14 protein-coding genes are annotated in these 18,171 nt (G+C 64.4%); 6 read left to right on the forward strand and 8 right to left on the reverse strand.

All coding sequences use genetic code 11. The features are described from left to right. Window positions 1–58: 58 nt before the first annotated feature. The 5 genes from GGD61_RS35480 to GGD61_RS35500 form a co-directional block, all read right to left on the reverse strand. Window positions 59–1,672, reverse strand: coding sequence for a benzoate-CoA ligase family protein (locus tag GGD61_RS35480; RefSeq protein ID WP_092261260.1), 1,614 nt, complete (start codon window positions 1,670–1,672; stop codon window positions 59–61). Continuing rightward, window positions 1,669–2,808: an FAD-dependent monooxygenase gene (locus GGD61_RS35485; protein ID WP_177237366.1), complete on the reverse strand. Its 1,140-nt coding sequence runs from the start codon at window positions 2,806–2,808 to the stop codon at window positions 1,669–1,671. The genes GGD61_RS35480 and GGD61_RS35485 overlap by 4 nt, the downstream gene beginning before the upstream one ends. Window positions 2,809–2,999: 191 nt before the next feature. Continuing rightward, window positions 3,000–3,215 (reverse strand): hypothetical protein, encoded by a 216-nt coding sequence (locus GGD61_RS35490; protein WP_018316432.1) that lies wholly within the window; start codon window positions 3,213–3,215, stop codon window positions 3,000–3,002. Between the two features lie 120 nt (window positions 3,216–3,335). After that, entirely contained in the window at window positions 3,336–4,181 is an 846-nt protein-coding gene (locus GGD61_RS35495) for a cysteine rich repeat-containing protein (protein WP_092261259.1), read from the reverse strand. Between the two features lie 143 nt (window positions 4,182–4,324). Further along, window positions 4,325–5,326 carry an NADP-dependent oxidoreductase gene (locus GGD61_RS35500; protein ID WP_092261258.1) on the reverse strand — a complete coding sequence of 334 codons (1,002 nt, stop codon included), beginning with the start codon at window positions 5,324–5,326 and terminating at the stop codon, window positions 4,325–4,327. A gap of 213 nt (window positions 5,327–5,539) precedes the next feature. Between GGD61_RS35500 and GGD61_RS35505 the strand changes: the two genes are divergently transcribed. Then, window positions 5,540–6,838 carry a dicarboxylate/amino acid:cation symporter gene (locus GGD61_RS35505; protein WP_092261257.1) on the forward strand — a complete coding sequence of 433 codons (1,299 nt, stop codon included), beginning with the start codon at window positions 5,540–5,542 and terminating at the stop codon, window positions 6,836–6,838. Window positions 6,839–6,847: 9 nt separating this feature from the next. Continuing rightward, window positions 6,848–7,789, forward strand: coding sequence for an amino acid ABC transporter substrate-binding protein (locus GGD61_RS35510; RefSeq protein ID WP_183232079.1), 942 nt, complete (start codon window positions 6,848–6,850; stop codon window positions 7,787–7,789). A 201-nt stretch (window positions 7,790–7,990) separates the two neighbouring features. On the opposite strand, the gene GGD61_RS35515 is transcribed toward GGD61_RS35510, so the two are convergent. Next, window positions 7,991–8,794: a RimK family alpha-L-glutamate ligase gene (locus GGD61_RS35515; protein ID WP_092261255.1), complete on the reverse strand. Its 804-nt coding sequence runs from the start codon at window positions 8,792–8,794 to the stop codon at window positions 7,991–7,993. 384 nt (window positions 8,795–9,178) lie between these two features. Here GGD61_RS35515 and GGD61_RS35520 point away from each other — a divergent pair, with 384 nt between their 5' ends. The 3 genes from GGD61_RS35520 (at window position 9,179) to GGD61_RS35530 (ending at window position 12,390) form a co-directional block, all read left to right on the forward strand. Further along, complete coding sequence (locus GGD61_RS35520; RefSeq protein ID WP_092261254.1) at window positions 9,179–9,952, forward strand: ferredoxin--NADP reductase; 774 nt, start codon at window positions 9,179–9,181, stop codon at window positions 9,950–9,952. A gap of 382 nt (window positions 9,953–10,334) precedes the next feature. Beyond that, window positions 10,335–12,047 (forward strand): FMN-binding glutamate synthase family protein, encoded by a 1,713-nt coding sequence (locus GGD61_RS35525; RefSeq protein ID WP_177237365.1) that lies wholly within the window; start codon window positions 10,335–10,337, stop codon window positions 12,045–12,047. Between the two features lie 103 nt (window positions 12,048–12,150). Continuing rightward, window positions 12,151–12,390, forward strand: coding sequence for a PilZ domain-containing protein (locus GGD61_RS35530; protein WP_018316424.1), 240 nt, complete (start codon window positions 12,151–12,153; stop codon window positions 12,388–12,390). A 30-nt stretch (window positions 12,391–12,420) separates the two neighbouring features. Here the strand turns inward: GGD61_RS35530 and GGD61_RS35535 are convergent, their stop codons facing one another. Then, on the reverse strand, window positions 12,421–13,716 hold the full coding sequence (locus GGD61_RS35535; RefSeq protein ID WP_092261253.1) for a hemolysin family protein: 1,296 nt from the start codon (window positions 13,714–13,716) through the stop codon (window positions 12,421–12,423). A gap of 242 nt (window positions 13,717–13,958) precedes the next feature. Here GGD61_RS35535 and GGD61_RS35540 point away from each other — a divergent pair, with 242 nt between their 5' ends. Then, a complete protein-coding gene (locus GGD61_RS35540) occupies window positions 13,959–16,034 on the forward strand; it encodes a methyl-accepting chemotaxis protein (RefSeq protein ID WP_092261252.1) in 2,076 nt (691 codons plus the stop codon). Between the two features lie 104 nt (window positions 16,035–16,138). Here the strand turns inward: GGD61_RS35540 and GGD61_RS35545 are convergent, their stop codons facing one another. Next, window positions 16,139–18,109 (reverse strand): carbohydrate porin, encoded by a 1,971-nt coding sequence (locus tag GGD61_RS35545; RefSeq protein WP_183232092.1) that lies wholly within the window; start codon window positions 18,107–18,109, stop codon window positions 16,139–16,141. Window positions 18,110–18,171: the final 62 nt, after the last annotated feature.

The following is an 18,171-nucleotide window of genomic DNA, read 5'->3' on the forward strand; positions in this document are numbered from 1 at the left end:
TCACAAACGCCTCTGGAATACTGGATCGCCCGGTCAAGCCGGGCGATGACAGTGGTGGTCACATCCGCAGCAGCGCCTGCCGATCGATCTTCCCCGTGCCCGTCTTCGGCAGCTCGTCGGTGAAAATCACCTCTCGCGGATATTTGTAAGGAAGCAGCTTGCCCTTCACATAGTCCTGCAGCCGCCGCGTCGTCTCGCCCGGGTTGGCTGCGCGGTTGTTCATCACCACCACCGCCTTCAGCGTCATGCGACGGTCCGGCAGCTCGGTGGCGAACACGGCGCATTCGCGAATATCGGGATGGTCGGCGAGGCACAGCTCGACCTCGAGCGGGTAAACCCATTGGCCCGAGATCTTGATCAGATCATCGGCGCGGCCGCGGAAGAAGTGGAAGCCGTCGGCGTCGCGGATGAAGCGGTCGCCGGTGTAGATCCACCCCGCCTCGCGGATGGTTTCGGCGGATTTGTCCGGCCGGTTCCAGTACAGCGGCGTGTTGGAATCGCCACGCACCCACAAGATGCCTTCCTCGTTGTCGGCGACATCGCGTCCGTCCTTGTCGCGCAGCGCAACCTCGTAGCCGGGCACGCGCAGGCCTGCGGCCCCTAACTTCTTCTGCTCGGGCCTGTTGGAGAGGTAGATGTGCAGCACCTCGGTCGAGCCGAGGCCTTCGACGATCTCCAGGCCCGTGAGCGTCTTCCAGCCGTTGAAGACCTCCGCCGACAGCACTTCGGCGGCGGAGAGCGACATGCGCAGCGACGAGAAGTTGGTCTGTTGCGCGCCCTCGGCCTTGGTCAGGGACGTGTAGAGCGTCGGCAGGCCGAAGAACAATGTCGGGCTGTACTGCTCGATCGCCGCGAAGATCGCGGCGGGTTTCGGTTGCCCCGGCAGCAGCAGCGTTGCCGCGCCTGCCGAAAACGGGAAGGTGACGGAGTTGCCGAAGCCGTAGGCGAAGAAGATCTTTGGCACCGAGAAGCAGATGTCATCAGGCGTCAGCTTCAGCACGTTCTGCGCAAAGGCGAGCTCGCTATAGGCCATGTCGTGCTGGAGATGCACGATGCCCTTGGGCCGGCCGGTCGAGCCGGACGAGTACATCCAGAACGCCATCTCGTTGCGATGCGTCTCCGCTTCCGCCAGCTTGGCCGGGAATTGCTTGAGCCAGTCCGTCGCCGCGAGCGCACTCGGCGCGGCGAGATCGCTCGCCTCGCCATTGGCGACAATCAGCGTGCGCAGGCGCGTATCCTTGCAGGCCTCGGCATTGAAGCGCGGCGCGAATTCGGCGTCCGCCACCGCAACGCTGGCGCCGGAATCGGCGAGGTAGAATTGCAGCAAATCCGGCGGCGTCAGGGTGTTGATCAGGAGCGGCACGAAGCCGGCCCGCACCGCGCCGAAGAACGCGGCCGGGTAGGCCGGGGTGTCGTCGAGGAACAGCAGCACGCGGTCGCCGCGCTTCAGGCCGAGCGATGCAAAACCGTTGCCCCAGCGGCAAGCCTCGTCGCAGAGCTCGGTATAGGTCCGCGTGCCTGCCGGACCCATGAGCGCGACTTTGTCGCCACGGCCCTTGGCGAGATTGTCGAACAGCACGCGGCTGGCGTTATAGAGTTCCGGAACGGCAAAGCCGATCTCGCGCGCCCCTTCGCTGTCGGCAGGCACCTGGTCGAAGATCTCGTTGCTCATGCCTCGCCCCCGCCGTTCTTGGCAGCCTCGTAACGCGCCATGAAGCCCGGCGACATGTGGCGCAGGCGTGCATCGTCGATGCGGCCGGAGCGGGTGATGTAGCTGTAGGCGAAGTCCATCAGGTCCTGCTGCATGTGCTGGGCAAAATGCTCGTACCAGAAGGCACTCGTGCGCGCGGCGTTGACGAGCTTCTCCACCACCGGTTTTCGCGCGGCCTGGTAGCGATGCAGGGCGGTCGCAAGATGCGCATCCGATTCCAGCGCCTTGACCAGCGCGATGGCGTCCTCGATCGCGAGCCGCGTGCCCGAGCCGATCGAGAAGTGCGCCGAATGCAGGGCATCGCCGATCAGCACCATGTTCTTGAACGACCAATGTTCGTTCCAGACCCAGGGGAAGTTGCGCCAGACCGATTTGTTGGAGACGAGGCAATGGCCGCCAAGCGTGTCCGCGAACACCTCTTCGCAGACGCCCTTGGACTGCTCGACGTCCTTGTAGGCGAAACCGTAGGCCTGCCAGGTCGCGTGGTCGCATTCGACCAGGAACGTGCTCATGGCGGGCGAGTAGCGGTAGTGATGGGCGTTGAAGGCGCCGCGGTCGGTTTTCACGAAGGTCTGCGACAGCGTGTCGAAGCGTTTCGAGGTGCCGTACCAGACGAACTTGTTGGAGGAGTAGGACAGCGAGGTGCCGAAATCACCTTCGAAGGCGCGGCGCACCTGCGAGTTCAAGCCGTCGGCAGCGACGATCAAATCATGGCCGTTGAGTTGGTCGATGGCATGAATCTGCGTGTCGAAGCGTGGGGTGACGCCGACGTCGAGCGCGCGCTGCTGCAGGAACCGCAGCAGCTCGAGCCGCCCGATCGAGGAGAAGCCGACCCCGTCGATGGCGACGCTGTCGCCGCCGAGGTTCAGCGTGATGTTCTCCCAGCTCTCCATGTGCGGCGCGATCGCGTCGACCGTCTCGGGGTCGTCGGCACGCAGGAACTCCAGCGCCTGGTCGGAGAACACGACGCCAAAGCCCCAGGTCGCGTCGGCCGGGTTCTGTTCGAACAGGTCGACCTGATCCTCGGGGTGACGCTTCTTCCAGAGATAGGCGAAGTAGAGCCCACCGGGCCCTCCGCCAATCACGGCGATCCGCAACGTCTGCCTCCCTAATTGACAGTATACTTACTATCTAGGGGTAGACTAATGTGCTCCGGCGTTCCGCGCCAGCGGAATTATCGGCCAGCGCAGGCGCGCCAAAGCGCATCTTCGGACACAATTTTTACGCGTGTCCGAAACCGTCAGGTCCGAATCATAGCCAAACCGCGCCGGCTTGGCCATCCGCACCGTCAGACGCAGCGCTTCACGTAGACCCCGTTCACAAGCACCCTGGTACAGCGCACGGCTGGAACCGGCTTGCGGACCACGACGGCCGCGTTCGGCCCGGCGCAGCCGGCGCGATAGACGCCGCGGGCGCACACCACCGCATTGGCGTCGGTGGCCTCGAAGGTCATGGTCGCAGCGAAGGCAAGCAGTGCAGAAGCGACGAGCAGCAATGAACGCATGTGGTCCTCCCGGGCTTGTCGTGATCGAAATCGGATATCTGCAAAAGATTTGTCGTTGCAGGCGTGCGAAAATTCATGCGCACGCCGTTCGTCATTGTCGCGCTTGACGCGTGCGCCGCGTTATCTCGCCGCGAATGGGGCGAGCACGTCCTTGCACGCCGGCGACAGCGAGGCAGCCCTGTTGGAAATGCATTGAATGATGCGGCCGCTTCCGGGCGCGACGCCGGCGCAGAGCGTGCGGATGTCGGCGCCGCAGGCCGACCTCAGGATGAACAGCTCTTCGCGCGGCAGCAACGGACGCAACACGATCACGGCTGGCGCTGCCGCCGGCGCGGCTCCCGCCGCGGGGGCTGCTGCTGCGGGAGCCGCACCCGCGGGCGCCGCCGTTGCGGCAGCGCCACCGCCGGCTGCGGCGCTCACGGCCTTCTCGCAGGCCGGTGAAACTCTGGCCTTGTTCTTTTCAAGGCATTCGAGTGCCGCCGCGCCGCCCGGCGGCACGCTGGCGCACACCTTGGGATAGTCGGCGCGGCACGCGCTCTTGACCGCCGCAACCTGCGCGCTGCTCGGCTGCTTGGCGGCAGCGGCCTTCTGCGCGGGTGCGGCAGCCGGCTTTGCCGCGGGGGCGGCATCTGCTTTCGGTGCGGCTGGCGCCGTTTCCGCCTTGGGCGCGGCCTCGGTCTTCGGCGCGGCGGGGGCAGCTTCGGTTTTCGCAGGTTCGACGGCGCGAACCGCGGTCTGGCATCCCGCCGACAGGCTGGACATGTTCTTCGCCAGGCATTGATACGCTTCCACGCCGCCGGGCGTCACGCTCGAGCAATGCGCCATGAAATCCGAACGGCATGCGGAGCGGATGGCGCTCTTCTGGGCCTCGGTCGGTGCTTGCGCGAACGCGCCTGTTGCAGTTGCGAAGAGCGCGGCCGCCAGCAACGCCTTGCGCGTCGATGCCTGTTTCAACGTGTTGAACATCTGGTGATTTCCTGCCCGTCGGTCACGCCGACGACTTTCAAAATGTGATGTAATCGCAATCTTCGCGAGTGACGCCTCGCAAGCAGCATCATTCGCCGCTTTGACGTCACCCGCAAGTCAATTATGCCGGTGCAATTGCGCCGTCAGAGCCTGACCATGCGCTTGCCGCGGTTCTCGCCCGCGAGCAATCCGATCAGCGCCTTCGGCGTGTTCTTGAGGCCATCGATGATGTCCTCCTGCACCTTCAGCTTGCCGGATTTGACCCAGCCCTGGAGCTCGGCGAGCGCGCGCTGGCTCTCCTTCATGTAATCCATCACGATGAAACCTTGCATGACCAGCCGCTTCACCACGATCAGCCCGGGCACGCCGCGCGGGCCGTGCGCGGAGGGCGCGCCGTCATATTGCGAGATCGCGCCGCAACAGGCGATGCGGCCATAATTGTTCATCTGCGGCAGGCAGGCTTCCAGAATGTCGCCGCCGACATTGTCGAAATAGACGTCGATGCCCTTGGGTGCAGCTGCGCGTAGCGCCTTGAAGACCGCGCCGTCCTTGTAGTCGACGGCGGCATCGAAGCCGAGCTCGGAGGTCAGCCAGCTGCACTTGTCCGCGCCGCCGGCAATGCCGATCACGCGGCATCCTTTGATCTTGGCGATCTGCCCGACGATCGAGCCGACCGAGCCCGCGGCCGCGGAGACCACGACGGTCTCACCCTCTTTGGGCTTGCCGATCTCGAGCAGGCCGAAATAGGCGGTGAGGCCGGCGATGCCGAACACGCTGAGCAGGTGCGTCATCGGCTCGAGCTTCGGCATCTTGGTGAGATGCTTTGCCGGCACCGCGGCAAATTCCTGCCAGCCGGTGTCACCGAACACGATGTCGCCCGCCGCAAGCCCCTCGGCCTTCGAGCTGACGACCTCGGCAATGGCGCCGCCAGCCATCACGCTGTTGGCCTCGACCGCGGAGCGATAGGTCGCGCCGTGCATCCAGGCGCGGTTGGCGGCGTCGAGCGAAATGTATCGCACACGCAGCAAGGCTTCGCCGTCCTTCGGCTCCGGCACTGTGCTCTCCACCATCTTGAAATGTTCGGGGCCGAGCTTGCTGCTGGGTTTTTCGACCAGCAGAACCTGGTGATTGATGTTGCCGCTCATGGCGTTTCCCTCTTTGATTGTCTTGACGATTATTGATGCAGCCGCAGCAAACAAAACGTGCAGGCCGCATGCGTTGTGCGCTGCATGAAGGCTAGATCGCGGCGTTCCATTTCACAACGGGAACATCCTGAAAACGCGATCACACGCAAAGCGTGTTGCGTCGTTGTGATAACTGCGACATCATGAAGCGCCGGTGTACGTGGGGGGTAAGCGATGTCGAACAGGTTCACGCAATACATTCTGGCCGCGATGGTGCTCGGCATCATCATGGGATCGGCAATCTACAACTTCCTGCCCGACACGCGCGCCGACTGGGCGTCCTCGATCAACCTGATCGCCATGATGTTCCTGCGCCTGATCAAGATGATCATCGCGCCGCTGGTGTTCGCGACCCTGGTCGGCGGCATCGCGCATATGGGCTCGGGCTCCAAGCTCGGCCGCATCTTCGCCAAGACCATGGGCTGGTTCATCAGCGCCTCCTTCGTCTCGCTGCTGCTCGGCCTCGTGATGGTGAATCTGCTGCAGCCCGGTGCGAACTTCCCGGGCACGCTGCCCCAGGCGGGGCAATCGACCGGCCTGCCGGTGTCGGCCTTCTCGATCGAGAAATTCCTCACGCATCTGATCCCGACCTCGATCGCGGACGCGATGGCGCAGAACGAGATCCTCCAGATCGTGATCTTCGCGGTGTTCTTCTCGGTGGCGATGGGCTCCATGCCCGAACGTTCGAAGCCGATCCTCGCGATGATCGACGACGTCGGCCACATCATGCTGAAGGTGACGAGCTACGTGATGCTGTTCGCGCCGCTCGCGGTGTGGGCCGCGATCACCGCAACCGTCGCCAAGAATGGCCTTGCGGTGCTGTGGAAGCTCGTCGTGTTCATGGGAGGCTTCTATCTCTCGCTGGCGATCCTGTGGACCATCCTGGTCATCGTCGGCTTCATCGTGATCGGCCCGCGCTACAGCCATCTCTTGAAGCTGGTCCGCGAGCCGCTGATGATCGCGTTCTCGACCGCGAGCTCGGAGGCGGCCTATCCGAAGACGCTCGAGGCGCTCAACCGCTTCGGCGCCTCGTCGCGGATCTCGAGCTTCGTGCTGCCGCTCGGCTATTCCTTCAATCTCGACGGCACGATGATGTACTGCACCTTCGCGGCCGTCTTCATCGCGCAGAGCTACCACATCGACATGCCGCTCGGCACCCAGCTCGCGATGCTGGCGACGCTGATGATCACCTCGAAAGGCGTCGCCGGCGTGCCGCGCGCCTCGCTCGTGGTGATCGCCTCGACGCTGGCGCAGTTCAACATTCCCGAGGCGGGCCTGTTGATGATCATGGGCATCGATACCTTCCTCGACATGGGCCGCAGCGCCACCAACGTGATCGGCAACACGCTCGCGACCTCGGTCGTAGCCAAATGGGAAGGCGAGCTAGGGCCCGAGCACGAGCTCGGACCCGGCGACGTCGTGCCCGAGGATATGGTGCCGGGCGAAGTGCCCGCGATGGCCAGCCATGGGTAGGAGCGAACCATGCGCCAGACACTGGCGAGGTCACTGACCTCAGGCGGGTTGTTGCTCGCGGCATCGTTGCTCGCGACCTCCTTGTTCGCGACCTCGGCTCGCGCGCAGACCGGCGGCGAGGGGCTCAGCCCGACGCTGGCGGCCGTCAAGAAAGCGCACACGGTGCGGCTCGGCTATCGCGAGAGCTCGCCGCCGTTCTCCTTCCTCGACCAGTCGGGCCGTCCGATCGGCTACAGCCTCGAGCTCTGCGAGGCCATCGTCGAGGAGATCGGCATCGAGGTCGACGATCCCAATCTGAAGATCGATTACGTCAAGGTCACCTCGGACGACCGCATCGACGCCGTGCTGCAGAACAAGATCGACCTGGAATGCGGCTCGACCACCGCCAATGCCGAGCGCGGCAAGCGCGTCGCCTTCTCGCCCCTGATGTTCGTCGCCGGCACCAAGCTGATGGTGCCGAAGGGAGCGGCAATTTCCGGTATCGCGGACCTGAAGGGCAGGACCGTCGTGGTGACCAAGGGTACGACGAACGAGCAGGCGATACACGCCGTCGACAAGAAGCTCTCGCTCGGCCTCAACATCGTGACCGCGCTGGATCACGAGCAGTCGTTTCAGATGGTGAACGACGGCAAGGCTGATGCATTCGCGACCGACGACATCCTGCTCTACGGCCTGATCGCGCGCCACAAGGCGCAGGAATATTTTTGCGTGGTCGGGGACTATTTGTCCTATGACCCCTACGGCATCATGTTCAGGAAGGGCGAGCCGCAGCTCTCCGCCGTGGTCGAACGTGCCTTCCGCAAGCTCGGCTCCAACCGCGATCTGGTCCCGCTCTACAACAAATGGTTCACCGCAAGGCTTCCCACCGGCGAACGTCTGAACGTGCCGATCTCGCTGCAGTTGGAAGAGGCGTTCAGGGCGATGGACGATTCGGCGAGCGCGAATAATTAGCGTTCGTGTCGCGCCGCAGGCTCGATGCCTTCCCTTCTCCCCTTGTGGGAGAAGGTGGCGCGAAGCGCCGGATGAGGGGTTAGCTCCGCAAATTCAGACGCAGAAGTTTCACTCGCGGAGAGAGACCCCTCACCCGTCTCACCGCTACGCGGTGAGCCACCCTCTCCCACAAGGGGAGAGGGTGCAGCGAGCTCGCGGCTGCTATCTCTGCCCAAACACCCGGTCCAGCGCCGCGTCATACGCCGCTTGCACGAGTTGCGGATGCAGCTTGCCGAGCGCTTCCATCATCACGCCGGAATTGATCTCGAGCACGCTCCACTCGCCATTCACGCGAACCACGTCGATCGACGCAAAGACAATGCCGATGGCGCGCGCGGCATCGCTCGCCAGCTTTGCGCAGGCGGTGCGAACGTCGCCATCCTCCAGCAGCACCGGCTTTGCTCCGGCATCGAGATTGTGCCGCCAATCCGTGCCACGCTGCTTGCTGTAGACGACGAGGGGTTCATCTCCGAGCAGCACCACACGGACCTCGTCCTCGATCGCGACATAGGGCGAGATCACGAGCCCGGCGCTCATTGAGAAAACCTCGCCAGCCGCGTGGTCGAGTTCGGCCGCCGTCGCCACCTTGAACACCGAGCGTCCCGATGTCCCCTCGTTCGGCTTCACCACCACGCCTTGCGGATTCTGACCGAGCAGCGCGAGCATCTGCTGGCGCCAATCGGCACCGGCGACGTGCACGCCCAGCCTTGGGTTGAGGAAGAGGTGATGGGGAATGCAGGGAACGCCCGCCAACGCCAGCGCCTCTGATGTCGCCGATTTGTCGTTGGCGAGGCGATGGGGGATGGCGCTGTTGAGGCCGATGTCGTAGCCGAAGGCAAAGCGCCGCTCATCGCCCCGGCGCATCGCGACCAGCCAGCCATCGGCACGGACATCGACCGCGATGCCATGGTCCGCGCAATAGCGCCTGATCGCCTGGACGAAGATTCGCTCGTCGCTTGCCGCCATGTGTTTCTGTCGCGTTTCAGACGTTCCTGGCGCCAAAAGCCGCAAAAATGCGGGAAACGGCGCCGAACCGGGGTGAAAGTCAGAGCTATTCTTAATGAAATTCTCGCGAGCGCGATGGAAATTAAGTGCTGCATTCGAACGCTGCAGGGAAAAGAAATTGCCCGCGGCGCGCGCCCGGCAGCAGATTCATTAACAATATGGCCAATTCCGCCGCAAATGCCGGTTTGACCGGCATCAATTGCATCCGGAACGAGGTTGATTATTGGTCTCAATGGCGTAGATCACACACGCGAAATCCTCCGCCATGGCAATGGTGTCCGCCCCGTTTCAGGGCCGGGCAACGCTTTTGCCCTAAAACCGCAATTATTCGGAATATCGAAAATCATGAGCGCGTTTTACCGAGAGAAGGTTCTTTCCGTCCAGCACTGGACCGACACGTTGTTCAGCTTCCGCGCCACGCGCGATACCGGCTTCCGCTTCCAGAACGGCCAGTTCGCGATGATCGGCCTCGAGATCGACGGCCGTCCGCTGCTGCGCGCCTACAGCATGGCAAGCGCCAACCACGAGGAAGAGCTCGAGTTCTTCTCGATCAAGGTTCAGGACGGCCCGCTGACCTCGCGTCTGCAGAAGATCAAGGAAGGCGACACCATCCTGGTCGGCCGCAAGGCGACCGGCACGCTGATCACCGATAACCTCCTTCCCGGCAAGCGGCTGATGCTGCTCTCGACCGGAACGGGCCTCGCGCCGTTCGCGAGCCTGATCAAGGACCCCGAGGTCTATGAGCAGTTCGAGTCCATCGTGCTGGTGCACGGCTGCCGCCAGGTCTCCGAGCTCGCCTATGGCGAGAGGCTGGTCGCTTCCTTGCGCGAGGACGAGCTGTTCGGCGAGCTGCTCGCGGACAAGCTGATCTACTACCCGACCGTGACCCGCGAGCCGTTCAGGAATCGCGGCCGCATCACCGACCTCATCAACTCCGAGCAGATCTTCAACGATATCGGGCAATCGCCCCTCGACATCGCCACCGACCGCATCATGATGTGCGGCAGCCCGGGGATGCTCGAAGAGCTGAAGGTGATGTTCGAAGGCCGCGACTTCATCGAAGGCAGCGGCAACAAGCCCGGCCATTTCGTGATCGAGAAGGCGTTCGTCGAGCGGTAAGCTCTGGTCGCCGTCTTGCCGAACACTTAGCGATCCACTCCGGTGTCGTCCCGGACAAGCGCGCCTAAGCGCGCGCCGATCCGGGACCCATACCCACCAGCCGCGGTTATGCGAAGACTCGGAGTGACGGCTTTTTTCACCATCGACCCCTGTGGTTATGGATCCCGGGTCTGCGCTGACGCTTGCCCGGGACGACAGCTCAGTTGTGGTGGCGACTGTTGCCTCCACCAGTCCCCGTTTCCATCCCCTCTGCTGCACTGCAAAAGCCTATCCTCTCGGCTGATTGATTTATCTCGGCCGAATTCGCTAGCCTGAAACAAGGGCCGCGTCATATCCGTATGACAGGCGAGGGCGTATCGTACCGCCTCATGCTGGCGAGAGGATGGGAATCGTGGCCGACGACACCAAGACGCAGGACTCCTCCCGACACTCATCCCCCAAACGCCTGCCGCTGGCGGAGGAGGGGATCATGGAGACCCTGCTGCTGCCATTCTCGCCGCGCTACATCGTGCTGACGATCTGCGCGGTCGTCACCGCGCTCCTGATCGGCATCGGCATCGCCGACCGCAAGATCTTCGACATCCTGCTGGTGCCGATCCTGATCTTCGGCGCGCTGACGCTGCTCGGCGTCCGCGATCTCCTGCAAAAGAGCCACGCGGTGCTGCGCAACTATCCGATTTCGGCGCATATCCGCTTCCTGCTCGAAGAGATCCGCCCGGAGATGCGGCAGTATTTTTTCGAGAGCGAGAAGGACGGCATGCCGTTCTCGCGCGACACCCGCGCAGTGGTCTATCAGCGCGCCAAGATGGAGCTCGACAAGCGTCCTTTCGGCACCCAGGAGGACGTCTACCGCCAGGGCTACGAGTGGATGCATCACTCGGTTTCGCCGAAGGCGCATGCCGCGGAGAAATTCCGCATCAGCATCGGCGGTCCCGACTGCAAGAAGCCCTATTCGGCTTCGGTGTTCAACATTTCCGCGATGAGCTTTGGCGCGCTCAGCCCCAACGCAGTGCGTGCGCTCAATGCCGGCGCCAGGAAGGGCGGTTTTGCGCACGACACCGGCGAGGGTGGTGTCAGCCCCTATCATCGCGAGATGGGCGGCGACATCATCTGGGAGATCGGCTCCGGCTATTTCGGCTGCCGACATCCCGACGGCACCTTCGATCCCGAAGCGTTCGCGCGCGTTGCCGGTGACGACCAGATCAAGATGGTCGAGCTCAAGGTCAGCCAGGGCGCCAAGCCCGGCCACGGCGGCGTGCTGCCGGCGGCAAAGGTCTCGGAGGAGATCTCCAAGATCCGCGGCGTCGCGATGGGCGAGGACTGCATCTCGCCGGCCTCGCATCGCGCCTTCTCCACCCCGGCCGGCATGATGCAGTTCATCGCCGAGATGCGCCGCCTGTCCGGCGGCAAGCCGGCCGGCTTCAAGCTGTGCGTCGGCCATCCCTGGGAATTCCTGGCGATCTGCAAGGCGATGCTTCAGACCGGCATCTATCCTGATTTCATCGTCATTGACGGCAATGAAGGCGGCACCGGCGCGGCGCCGCTGGAATTCATGGATCATCTGGGCATGCCGATGCGCGAGGGCGTCAATTTTGTCCACAACGCGCTGATCGGCATCAACGCGCGCGACCGCATCAAGATCGGAGCGTCCGGCAAGATCGCGACCGCCTTCGACATGGCGCGTGCGATGGCGATCGGCGCCGACTATTGCAACTCGGCGCGCGGCTTCATGTTCTCGCTCGGCTGCATCCAGTCGCTGAGCTGCCACACCGACCGCTGCCCGACCGGGGTGGCGACGCAGGACCCGACGCGCGCGCGCGCGCTTTACGTGCCGCTCAAGATCGACCGCGTGCACAATTATCACCACGCCACCCTGCATTCGCTGACCGAGCTGATCGCCGCGGCGGGCCTCGAGCATCCGCAGCAGCTGCGCCCGATTCACTTCACCCAGCGCACCTCGACCACCGATGTGAGATCCTTTGCGCAGCTCTATCCGGCGCTGCGCCCTGGCGAGCTGCTCGAAGGCACCGAAGACCCACGTTTCCGCGACGCCTGGCGGATGGCTCAGGCGGAAACGTTCCAGCCGGCGCTGTAAGGCATCGTTCGGCCCGCGGCGAGACCTGCCCGGCCCGCGCACATTCGCCGCGAGCGCAGCTGGCATCTAGGATTTTGTTCAACTTTGGGTGTATATTGTGCCCATGGACGAACGGCGCGACAAGGCAAGACATCGCGTGCTGAAGGCCGGAACGATCGAGTTCGGCGGCGGCGCGATCGACTGCACCGTCCGCAACCTGTCCGATACCGGCGCCGCGCTCGACGTCACCAGCCCGGTCGGCATCCCCGAGCATTTCACCCTGTTCGTCCAAGCCGACGGAACGCACCTGTCGTGCACCGTGATCTGGCGCAAGGAGAAGCGGATCGGCGTGAGGTTCGGGTGACCATGAGCGGGCGCGGGCTATCGCTCAATTTCACCCCGTCTCGACCTCACTCAACCGGCTCGCGAGGATCTTGTCGATCCTTCGCCCGTCGAGATCGACCACCTCGATGTGCCAGCCGCCGAAATCGAAGGCATCGCCGGTATCAGGCAGCACGTTGAACTGTTGCAGCACCAGGCCCGCCACCGTGTTGTAGCGGTGCGGCGGCAATTCGACGCCGAGCAATTCGCCGAATTCGTCGACCGGCATCCAGCCGGAGATCAGCAGCGAATCGTCGGCGCGCCTGACAAAGGCGGGCTCCGGCGGTCCGGCCTCCGAATGGAAGGCGCCGACGATCGATTCGAGGATGTCGGCGGCCGTCACCATGCCTTCGAAGCCGCCATATTCGTCGTAGACGAAACCGACGTGGACCGGCGCGGCTTTCAGGATGGTCAGCACGTCGCGCGCGTCTGCCGACGCCGGAATGCCGGGCGCCTCGCGCACCAGCGCGCGCAGGTCCGGGTTGCGTTCGTTCATATAGGCGATCAGCAGGTCCTTGGCCTGGAGCACGCCGATCGGTTTGTCGCGGTCCCCGTCGGAGACGGGAAAGCGCGAATGCGGGCTCTTGGCGATGATCTCCCGAATGGCCGCCGGATCGTCGTTGAGGTCGATCTCGTCGACCTCCGTGCGCGGCGTCATCACCGCGCCGACCGGCCGGTCGCCGAGCCGCATCACGCCGGCGATCATCTCCCTCTCACCGGGCTCGAGCACGCCCGCGCTCTCGGCCTCGCTGACGAGGTGGTGGATCTCGTCCTCCGAGACCTTCTCCTCGGCCTTGCCGCCGCGGCCGAGCAGCGTGAGGATCAGCCTGCCCGAGAGATCGAGCAGAAAGACCAGCGGCAGCGAGACCTTCGCAAGCACGTGCATGGCGGGCGCGACCCTGACCGCGATGCTTTCGGGGTCGCGCAGCGCCACCTGTTTCGGCACCAGCTCACCGACGATCAGGGTGGCGTAGGTGATCAGCGTCACGACGATGCCGACGCCGACGATGTCGGCAATTCCCGTGGACAGACCGAGCTCGAGCAGCCATTGCGTCAGCCGCTGTCCGAGCGTCGCGCCGGAGAACGCGCCGGAGAGCACGCCGACCAGCGTGATGCCGATCTGCACCGTCGAGAGGAACTTGCCGGGATCGGCTGCCAGCGTCAGCGCCCGCTCGGCGCCGCGCACGCCCTTGGCGGCGAGCAGCGACAGCCGGGCCGGGCGGGACGAGACCACGGCCAGCTCTGACATGGACAAGAGGCCGTTGATGACGATCAGGACGACGACGATGACGAGTTCGACCGAGAGCATTGACGTTCCGAGGTAAAAGAGTGTGGCCGAATAGGTCGGCCCACGCTTTGATATAGGTATTCGGCAAGGAAATGCCGGCAATTTTGCCGCGTTTGTCCCCCGAGGGAACCGCGCGGCCGCTGGCCTCGACATGCTTTGCGCGAGTTCCCGTGGAACTACGGGGCTGCCGTTGCTTAACGGGCTCTTAGTGGCCGCCCGGCTAGGTTTTCGACATTGCAGAAATGTATGCGGGGGACCAAGGGATGCGGATCGGGAAGCTTTTCGCGCTGTCGATGCTGACGGTGACGGTGTTTGCAGTCATCCTCGGCGCCGAGGTGCTGATAACCCAGACGCGCATCTTCACGAACCGCTCCGACGCGATCAAGACCGTCGATGCCTTTGGTGCGACGCTGATGGCCAGCCAGCATGTCGCCAGCCTTCGCGCTCCCTATATCGGTCCGATCTTCCAGGAAGGCGCCGCAACACCGGCACAGCTCGAAGCTGCCACGAAGGCTGCGAAAGCCGCCGAGGCGGGCTTCGAGGCCGCAAGACGCGCCGTCATGGTGCTGGATGACGGCGGCGCGATTGCGGAGAATCTCGACCGTGCCGCGCGGCGGCTGAAGGAGGTCACCAACGCTGCCGATCGCGCGATGGGCGTTCCCCTGGCGGCGCGCGACAGTGCCGCGACAAAGGGCTTCCTCCCCGGTGTTGCCGACGTCATCGGCAACATCGAACCGGTCATGAACCGGCTCGAAGCGAAAGTCATCAACGCCGATTCCTCGCTCGCGGCGCTGTTGAGCCTGGCACGGACGGCCCAGGATCTACGTGTTGCGGCCGGCAGCCGAGCCGCCACGCTGTCCCCGGCGCTGTCCGCGAGCCGCCCGCTCACGGCGAGCGAATTGTCGCTGATGGATCGCATGCAAGGCCGCGTGGAGGCCGACCGCGAGCGCATCGAGGCCGGCATCGACCAACTCGGAGATCCCTCCCGCATCGCGACCGCGCTGAAGGCGGCAACGGAATCGTATTTTGGAAAAGCTGCGGCTGCCGTCGACAAGGAGATTCCCGCAGCCCGGAGTGACGGCAGGTACAGCAGCAACGCCGACGAACTGGCGAAGGTCATCGTGCCGGCCATCCAGATGTTCTACGGCGTGCGCGATGCCGCCTTGGCCGAAGCTTCCGAACGCGCCTCGGCGTCGCGCGATGGCGCGCTGGCGATGCTCGCGCTCGGCGGTGTCGCCGTGCTGGCGCTGCTGGGGACGCTCGGTGCCGTGACCATGATGCTGCGCAGACGCGTGGTGACGCCGCTCAGCCGGCTCGCGGACGTGATCGGAACGCTCGCTGCCGGACAGCACGAGGTCGAGATCCCCGCGACGGGCCGCAATGACGAGATCGGCCAGGTGGCGGGTTCGCTGCAGCATTTCAAGGATTCACTGCTCGCCAAGAAGGCCGCCGACGAGGCGGCCGCGGTCGAGGCCGACGCGAAGCTGCGGCGCAGCCAGCGCATGGACCAGATCGCGCGCGATTTCGAAGCCATGATCGGCGACGTGATCAACACGGTGTCGTCGGCTTCCTCGGAGCTGGAAGTGTCCGCGGGAACGCTGACGAGCACGGCCGATCAATCGGAAAAGGTCACCGCAACCGTCGCGGCCGCTTCCGAACAGGCCTCCACCAACGTGCAGACCGTTGCCGCGGCGGCCGAGGAGATGGCCTCGTCGGTCGACGAGATCAGCCGGCAGGTGCAGGATTCCGCGCGCATCGCCGGCGAGGCGGTGCAGCAGGCGGGGCGGACCAACGATTATGTCGGCGAGCTCGCCAAGGCTGCAGGGCGGATTGGCGACGTCGTCGAGCTCATCAGCCAGATCGCGGGCCAGACCAACCTTCTGGCTCTCAACGCCACCATCGAGGCGGCGCGCGCCGGCGAGGCTGGGCGCGGCTTTGCGGTGGTCGCCTCCGAGGTCAAGGCGCTGGCCGAGCAGACCGCCAAGGCCACCGGCGAGATCAGCCAGCAGATCACGGGAATCCAGACCGCGACGGAGGACTCCGTCGGCGCCATCAGGTCGATCAGTGACACCATCTCCCGCATGTCCGAGATTGCGTCCGCAATCGCCGCGGCGGTCGAGGAGCAGGGCGCAGCGACACGGGAGATTTCCCGCAACGTGCAGCAGGCCGCGCGCGGCACCCAGCAGGTTTCCGCCAGCATCGTCGACGTGCAGCGCGGCGCGAGCCAGACCGGATCAGCCTCCGCCAACGTGCTCACCTCTGCGCGATCGCTGTCCGGCGAGAGCAGCCGTCTCAAGGTCGAGGTCGGCAAGTTCCTGGACGCGATCCGCGCGGCTTAGACTGCGTGGTGGCATCAGGGCTAGTTGCAATAACGGAGGTCAGCTCCCGCAAGCGGGAGAGGTGAAACGGCCACCACCTGATTTCGCCGCACTCGCGCCGCCGCTCAGAACTCGCCGTGCAGCCTCCCCGAAAACACCGACACCGGTCCGCGGTCGGCATTGTAGGCGGGGTTGACGATGAGTTGGTAGTCGGCGGTGAGCGTCAGATTCTTGTTCAGCGCATAGGCGTAATAGGTTTCGAGAATGCGCTCCTTGCGGTAGTTGAGCGCGCCGTCGCCGATCAACACGCCGAGGCCGCCGGCGGCGAGGAAGTCGCGGTAGTCCTGCGAAATCGCGTTGATCGCGCCGCCGACGCCGATCACGTCGTCAGGCCGGCCCCATTTCGTGCCCTTGATCGAAAGACCAGCCGACAGGCTGCGGTTGATGTCGGTGAAAGCGATCGTCTCGCTCTTGCCGTCGTTCCAGCTCCAGCGGCTGAACAGTCCGACATCCTCGGTGATCGCCTGCTCGAGGTTGACGACATAGCCGACCTTGATACGGCCGCGCCGGGTCTGCGCGATGTCGAGGTTGAGCGCGGGATTATTCAGCGTCTCGCGGAAGCTGCCCATATTGGCGCTGTCGAGCCAGCCCATGGTCCTGAGCTTGCCGGGCTGCCCGAACAGCGAGAAACGCGTCTCGAGCTCGATCACGTACTGGCCGCGCTCTCCGGCCCTGGTATCGAAATGATTTGCATTGGGCTCCGCGACCATCAGGAAATAGCCGCCGCGCAGCGCCCATTGCTTCTGATTGAACTCGGCGGTGACGCCGTAGGTGAGGCCGACCTTGTCGGCGGAATAGTCGAAGGCGCCAGGCGCCCACAGCGACCAGTTCATGAAATCCTTGCGCGTGTCCTTGGCGTAGGCATTGCCGTCGAACACGTCGACCACCGCGAATTTGCCGGCCTGCACGGTGAGGCGGGACACGTCGACCTTTTGCCCTAGCTGCAACTGGCCGCTGGCGAGTTCTTCCTGCTCGCCGCCGAAGCCGAAGGTCTGTCGCACGAACAGGCGCGAGGTGTTGTAATGCGGATAGGGGAAGTTCGACTTCTGCGCCTCGCCGTTCGGGAAGCCGGCCGCGCCCACGGTGTCGCTCAGTCCAAACCCCTGGAGCAGCTCGGGATTGTAATAGACCTCGCCGCCGTCCCACAGCCGTGCGTTCAGGAACAGGCTGTTGCTCCAGGTCGCCTTGGCTTGCCGCGACGGCGTGAGCGAGTTCGGCCCGGTGTAGAGCGCGGGGAACGAGGGATAGCCTTGCGGCAGATAGGTGCTCTGGCCGTGAATCTCCCAGCGATCCGATTCGGTGTCGATCAGCGAGCTCTTCGGATTGTAGCTGGGCATGCCCGGCCAATCGACCTTGCGGTTGAGGCCGAGCCTGACCTGCTGGAAGTCGAGCGAGGTGGAGCTGTATTGGGCCCCCGTGGAGAAGGCGACGTTGGCGCCGTCGAAGCGGCTGTAGAGATATTCGAGCCGTGCGCTCCAATGCGGCGCGAAGCCGTATTCGACGCCGGCACCGGCGATCCAGCCCGGCCGCGTGTTCAGGATTTTCGGGACTTCGGCGCCGGAGGCCGGCGCGTCGAAATAGCGCTCGCCCATCCAGGCAAAGCCGCCGGTGGCGTAGACGAGCCACGGACCGCTGGTATAGCCGACGCGGCCGCGCAGGCTGGCGGCGTAGTCCCATTGCTGGGTGACGGTGTTGCCGGGCGTCGCCAGGAAGGAGACGATCGAATTCGACGTGATGTAGTTGGGAAACGTGAAATCGCCTTCGACGCCGACCAGCCAGCCGGAATTGAGCCGGTAATTGTAGCCGGCCTGCACGCCGCCGATCATGCCGCTGAAGACGCCGTTGTCGTTGATCCCTGTGCCGTCGTTCAGCGCAAAGTGCGATGAGCCGCGGCCGTAGCCGGCATGCGCGCCGATATAGAGGCCGGTCCAGTCATAGACAGCTCTCAGCGCCGGCGCCTTCAGCGGCAGATCGGCCGCACGGCCCACGGCGGGAAAAGAAAGCACGCCCGAGGCAATCGCCGCGGCCGTCCGCAAATACCTGTAACGGTGACCTCTCAACGTCAAAACGCACGCCCCCAAACGCGAATGTGTCCCAC

This window comes from Bradyrhizobium sp. SBR1B (genome assembly GCF_014198205.1).
Taxonomy (GTDB): Bacteria; Pseudomonadota; Alphaproteobacteria; order Rhizobiales; family Xanthobacteraceae; genus Bradyrhizobium.

Coding starts and splice junctions, on each gene's coding strand:
- GGD61_RS35480 (WP_092261260.1), bottom strand. CDS start 1,672: ATGAGCAACGAGATCTTCGACCAGGTGCCTGCCGACAGCGAAGGGGCG.
- GGD61_RS35490 (WP_018316432.1), bottom strand. CDS start 3,215: ATGCGTTCATTGCTGCTCGTCGCTTCTGCACTGCTTGCCTTCGCTGCG.
- GGD61_RS35495 (WP_092261259.1), bottom strand. CDS start 4,181: ATGTTCAACACGTTGAAACAGGCATCGACGCGCAAGGCGTTGCTGGCG.
- GGD61_RS35500 (WP_092261258.1), bottom strand. CDS start 5,326: ATGAGCGGCAACATCAATCACCAGGTTCTGCTGGTCGAAAAACCCAGC.
- GGD61_RS35505 (WP_092261257.1), top strand. CDS start 5,540: ATGTCGAACAGGTTCACGCAATACATTCTGGCCGCGATGGTGCTCGGC.
- GGD61_RS35510 (WP_183232079.1), top strand. CDS start 6,848: ATGCGCCAGACACTGGCGAGGTCACTGACCTCAGGCGGGTTGTTGCTC.
- GGD61_RS35515 (WP_092261255.1), bottom strand. CDS start 8,794: ATGGCGGCAAGCGACGAGCGAATCTTCGTCCAGGCGATCAGGCGCTAT.
- GGD61_RS35520 (WP_092261254.1), top strand. CDS start 9,179: ATGAGCGCGTTTTACCGAGAGAAGGTTCTTTCCGTCCAGCACTGGACC.
- GGD61_RS35525 (WP_177237365.1), top strand. CDS start 10,335: ATGGGAATCGTGGCCGACGACACCAAGACGCAGGACTCCTCCCGACAC.
- GGD61_RS35530 (WP_018316424.1), top strand. CDS start 12,151: ATGGACGAACGGCGCGACAAGGCAAGACATCGCGTGCTGAAGGCCGGA.
- GGD61_RS35535 (WP_092261253.1), bottom strand. CDS start 13,716: ATGCTCTCGGTCGAACTCGTCATCGTCGTCGTCCTGATCGTCATCAAC.
- GGD61_RS35540 (WP_092261252.1), top strand. CDS start 13,959: ATGCGGATCGGGAAGCTTTTCGCGCTGTCGATGCTGACGGTGACGGTG.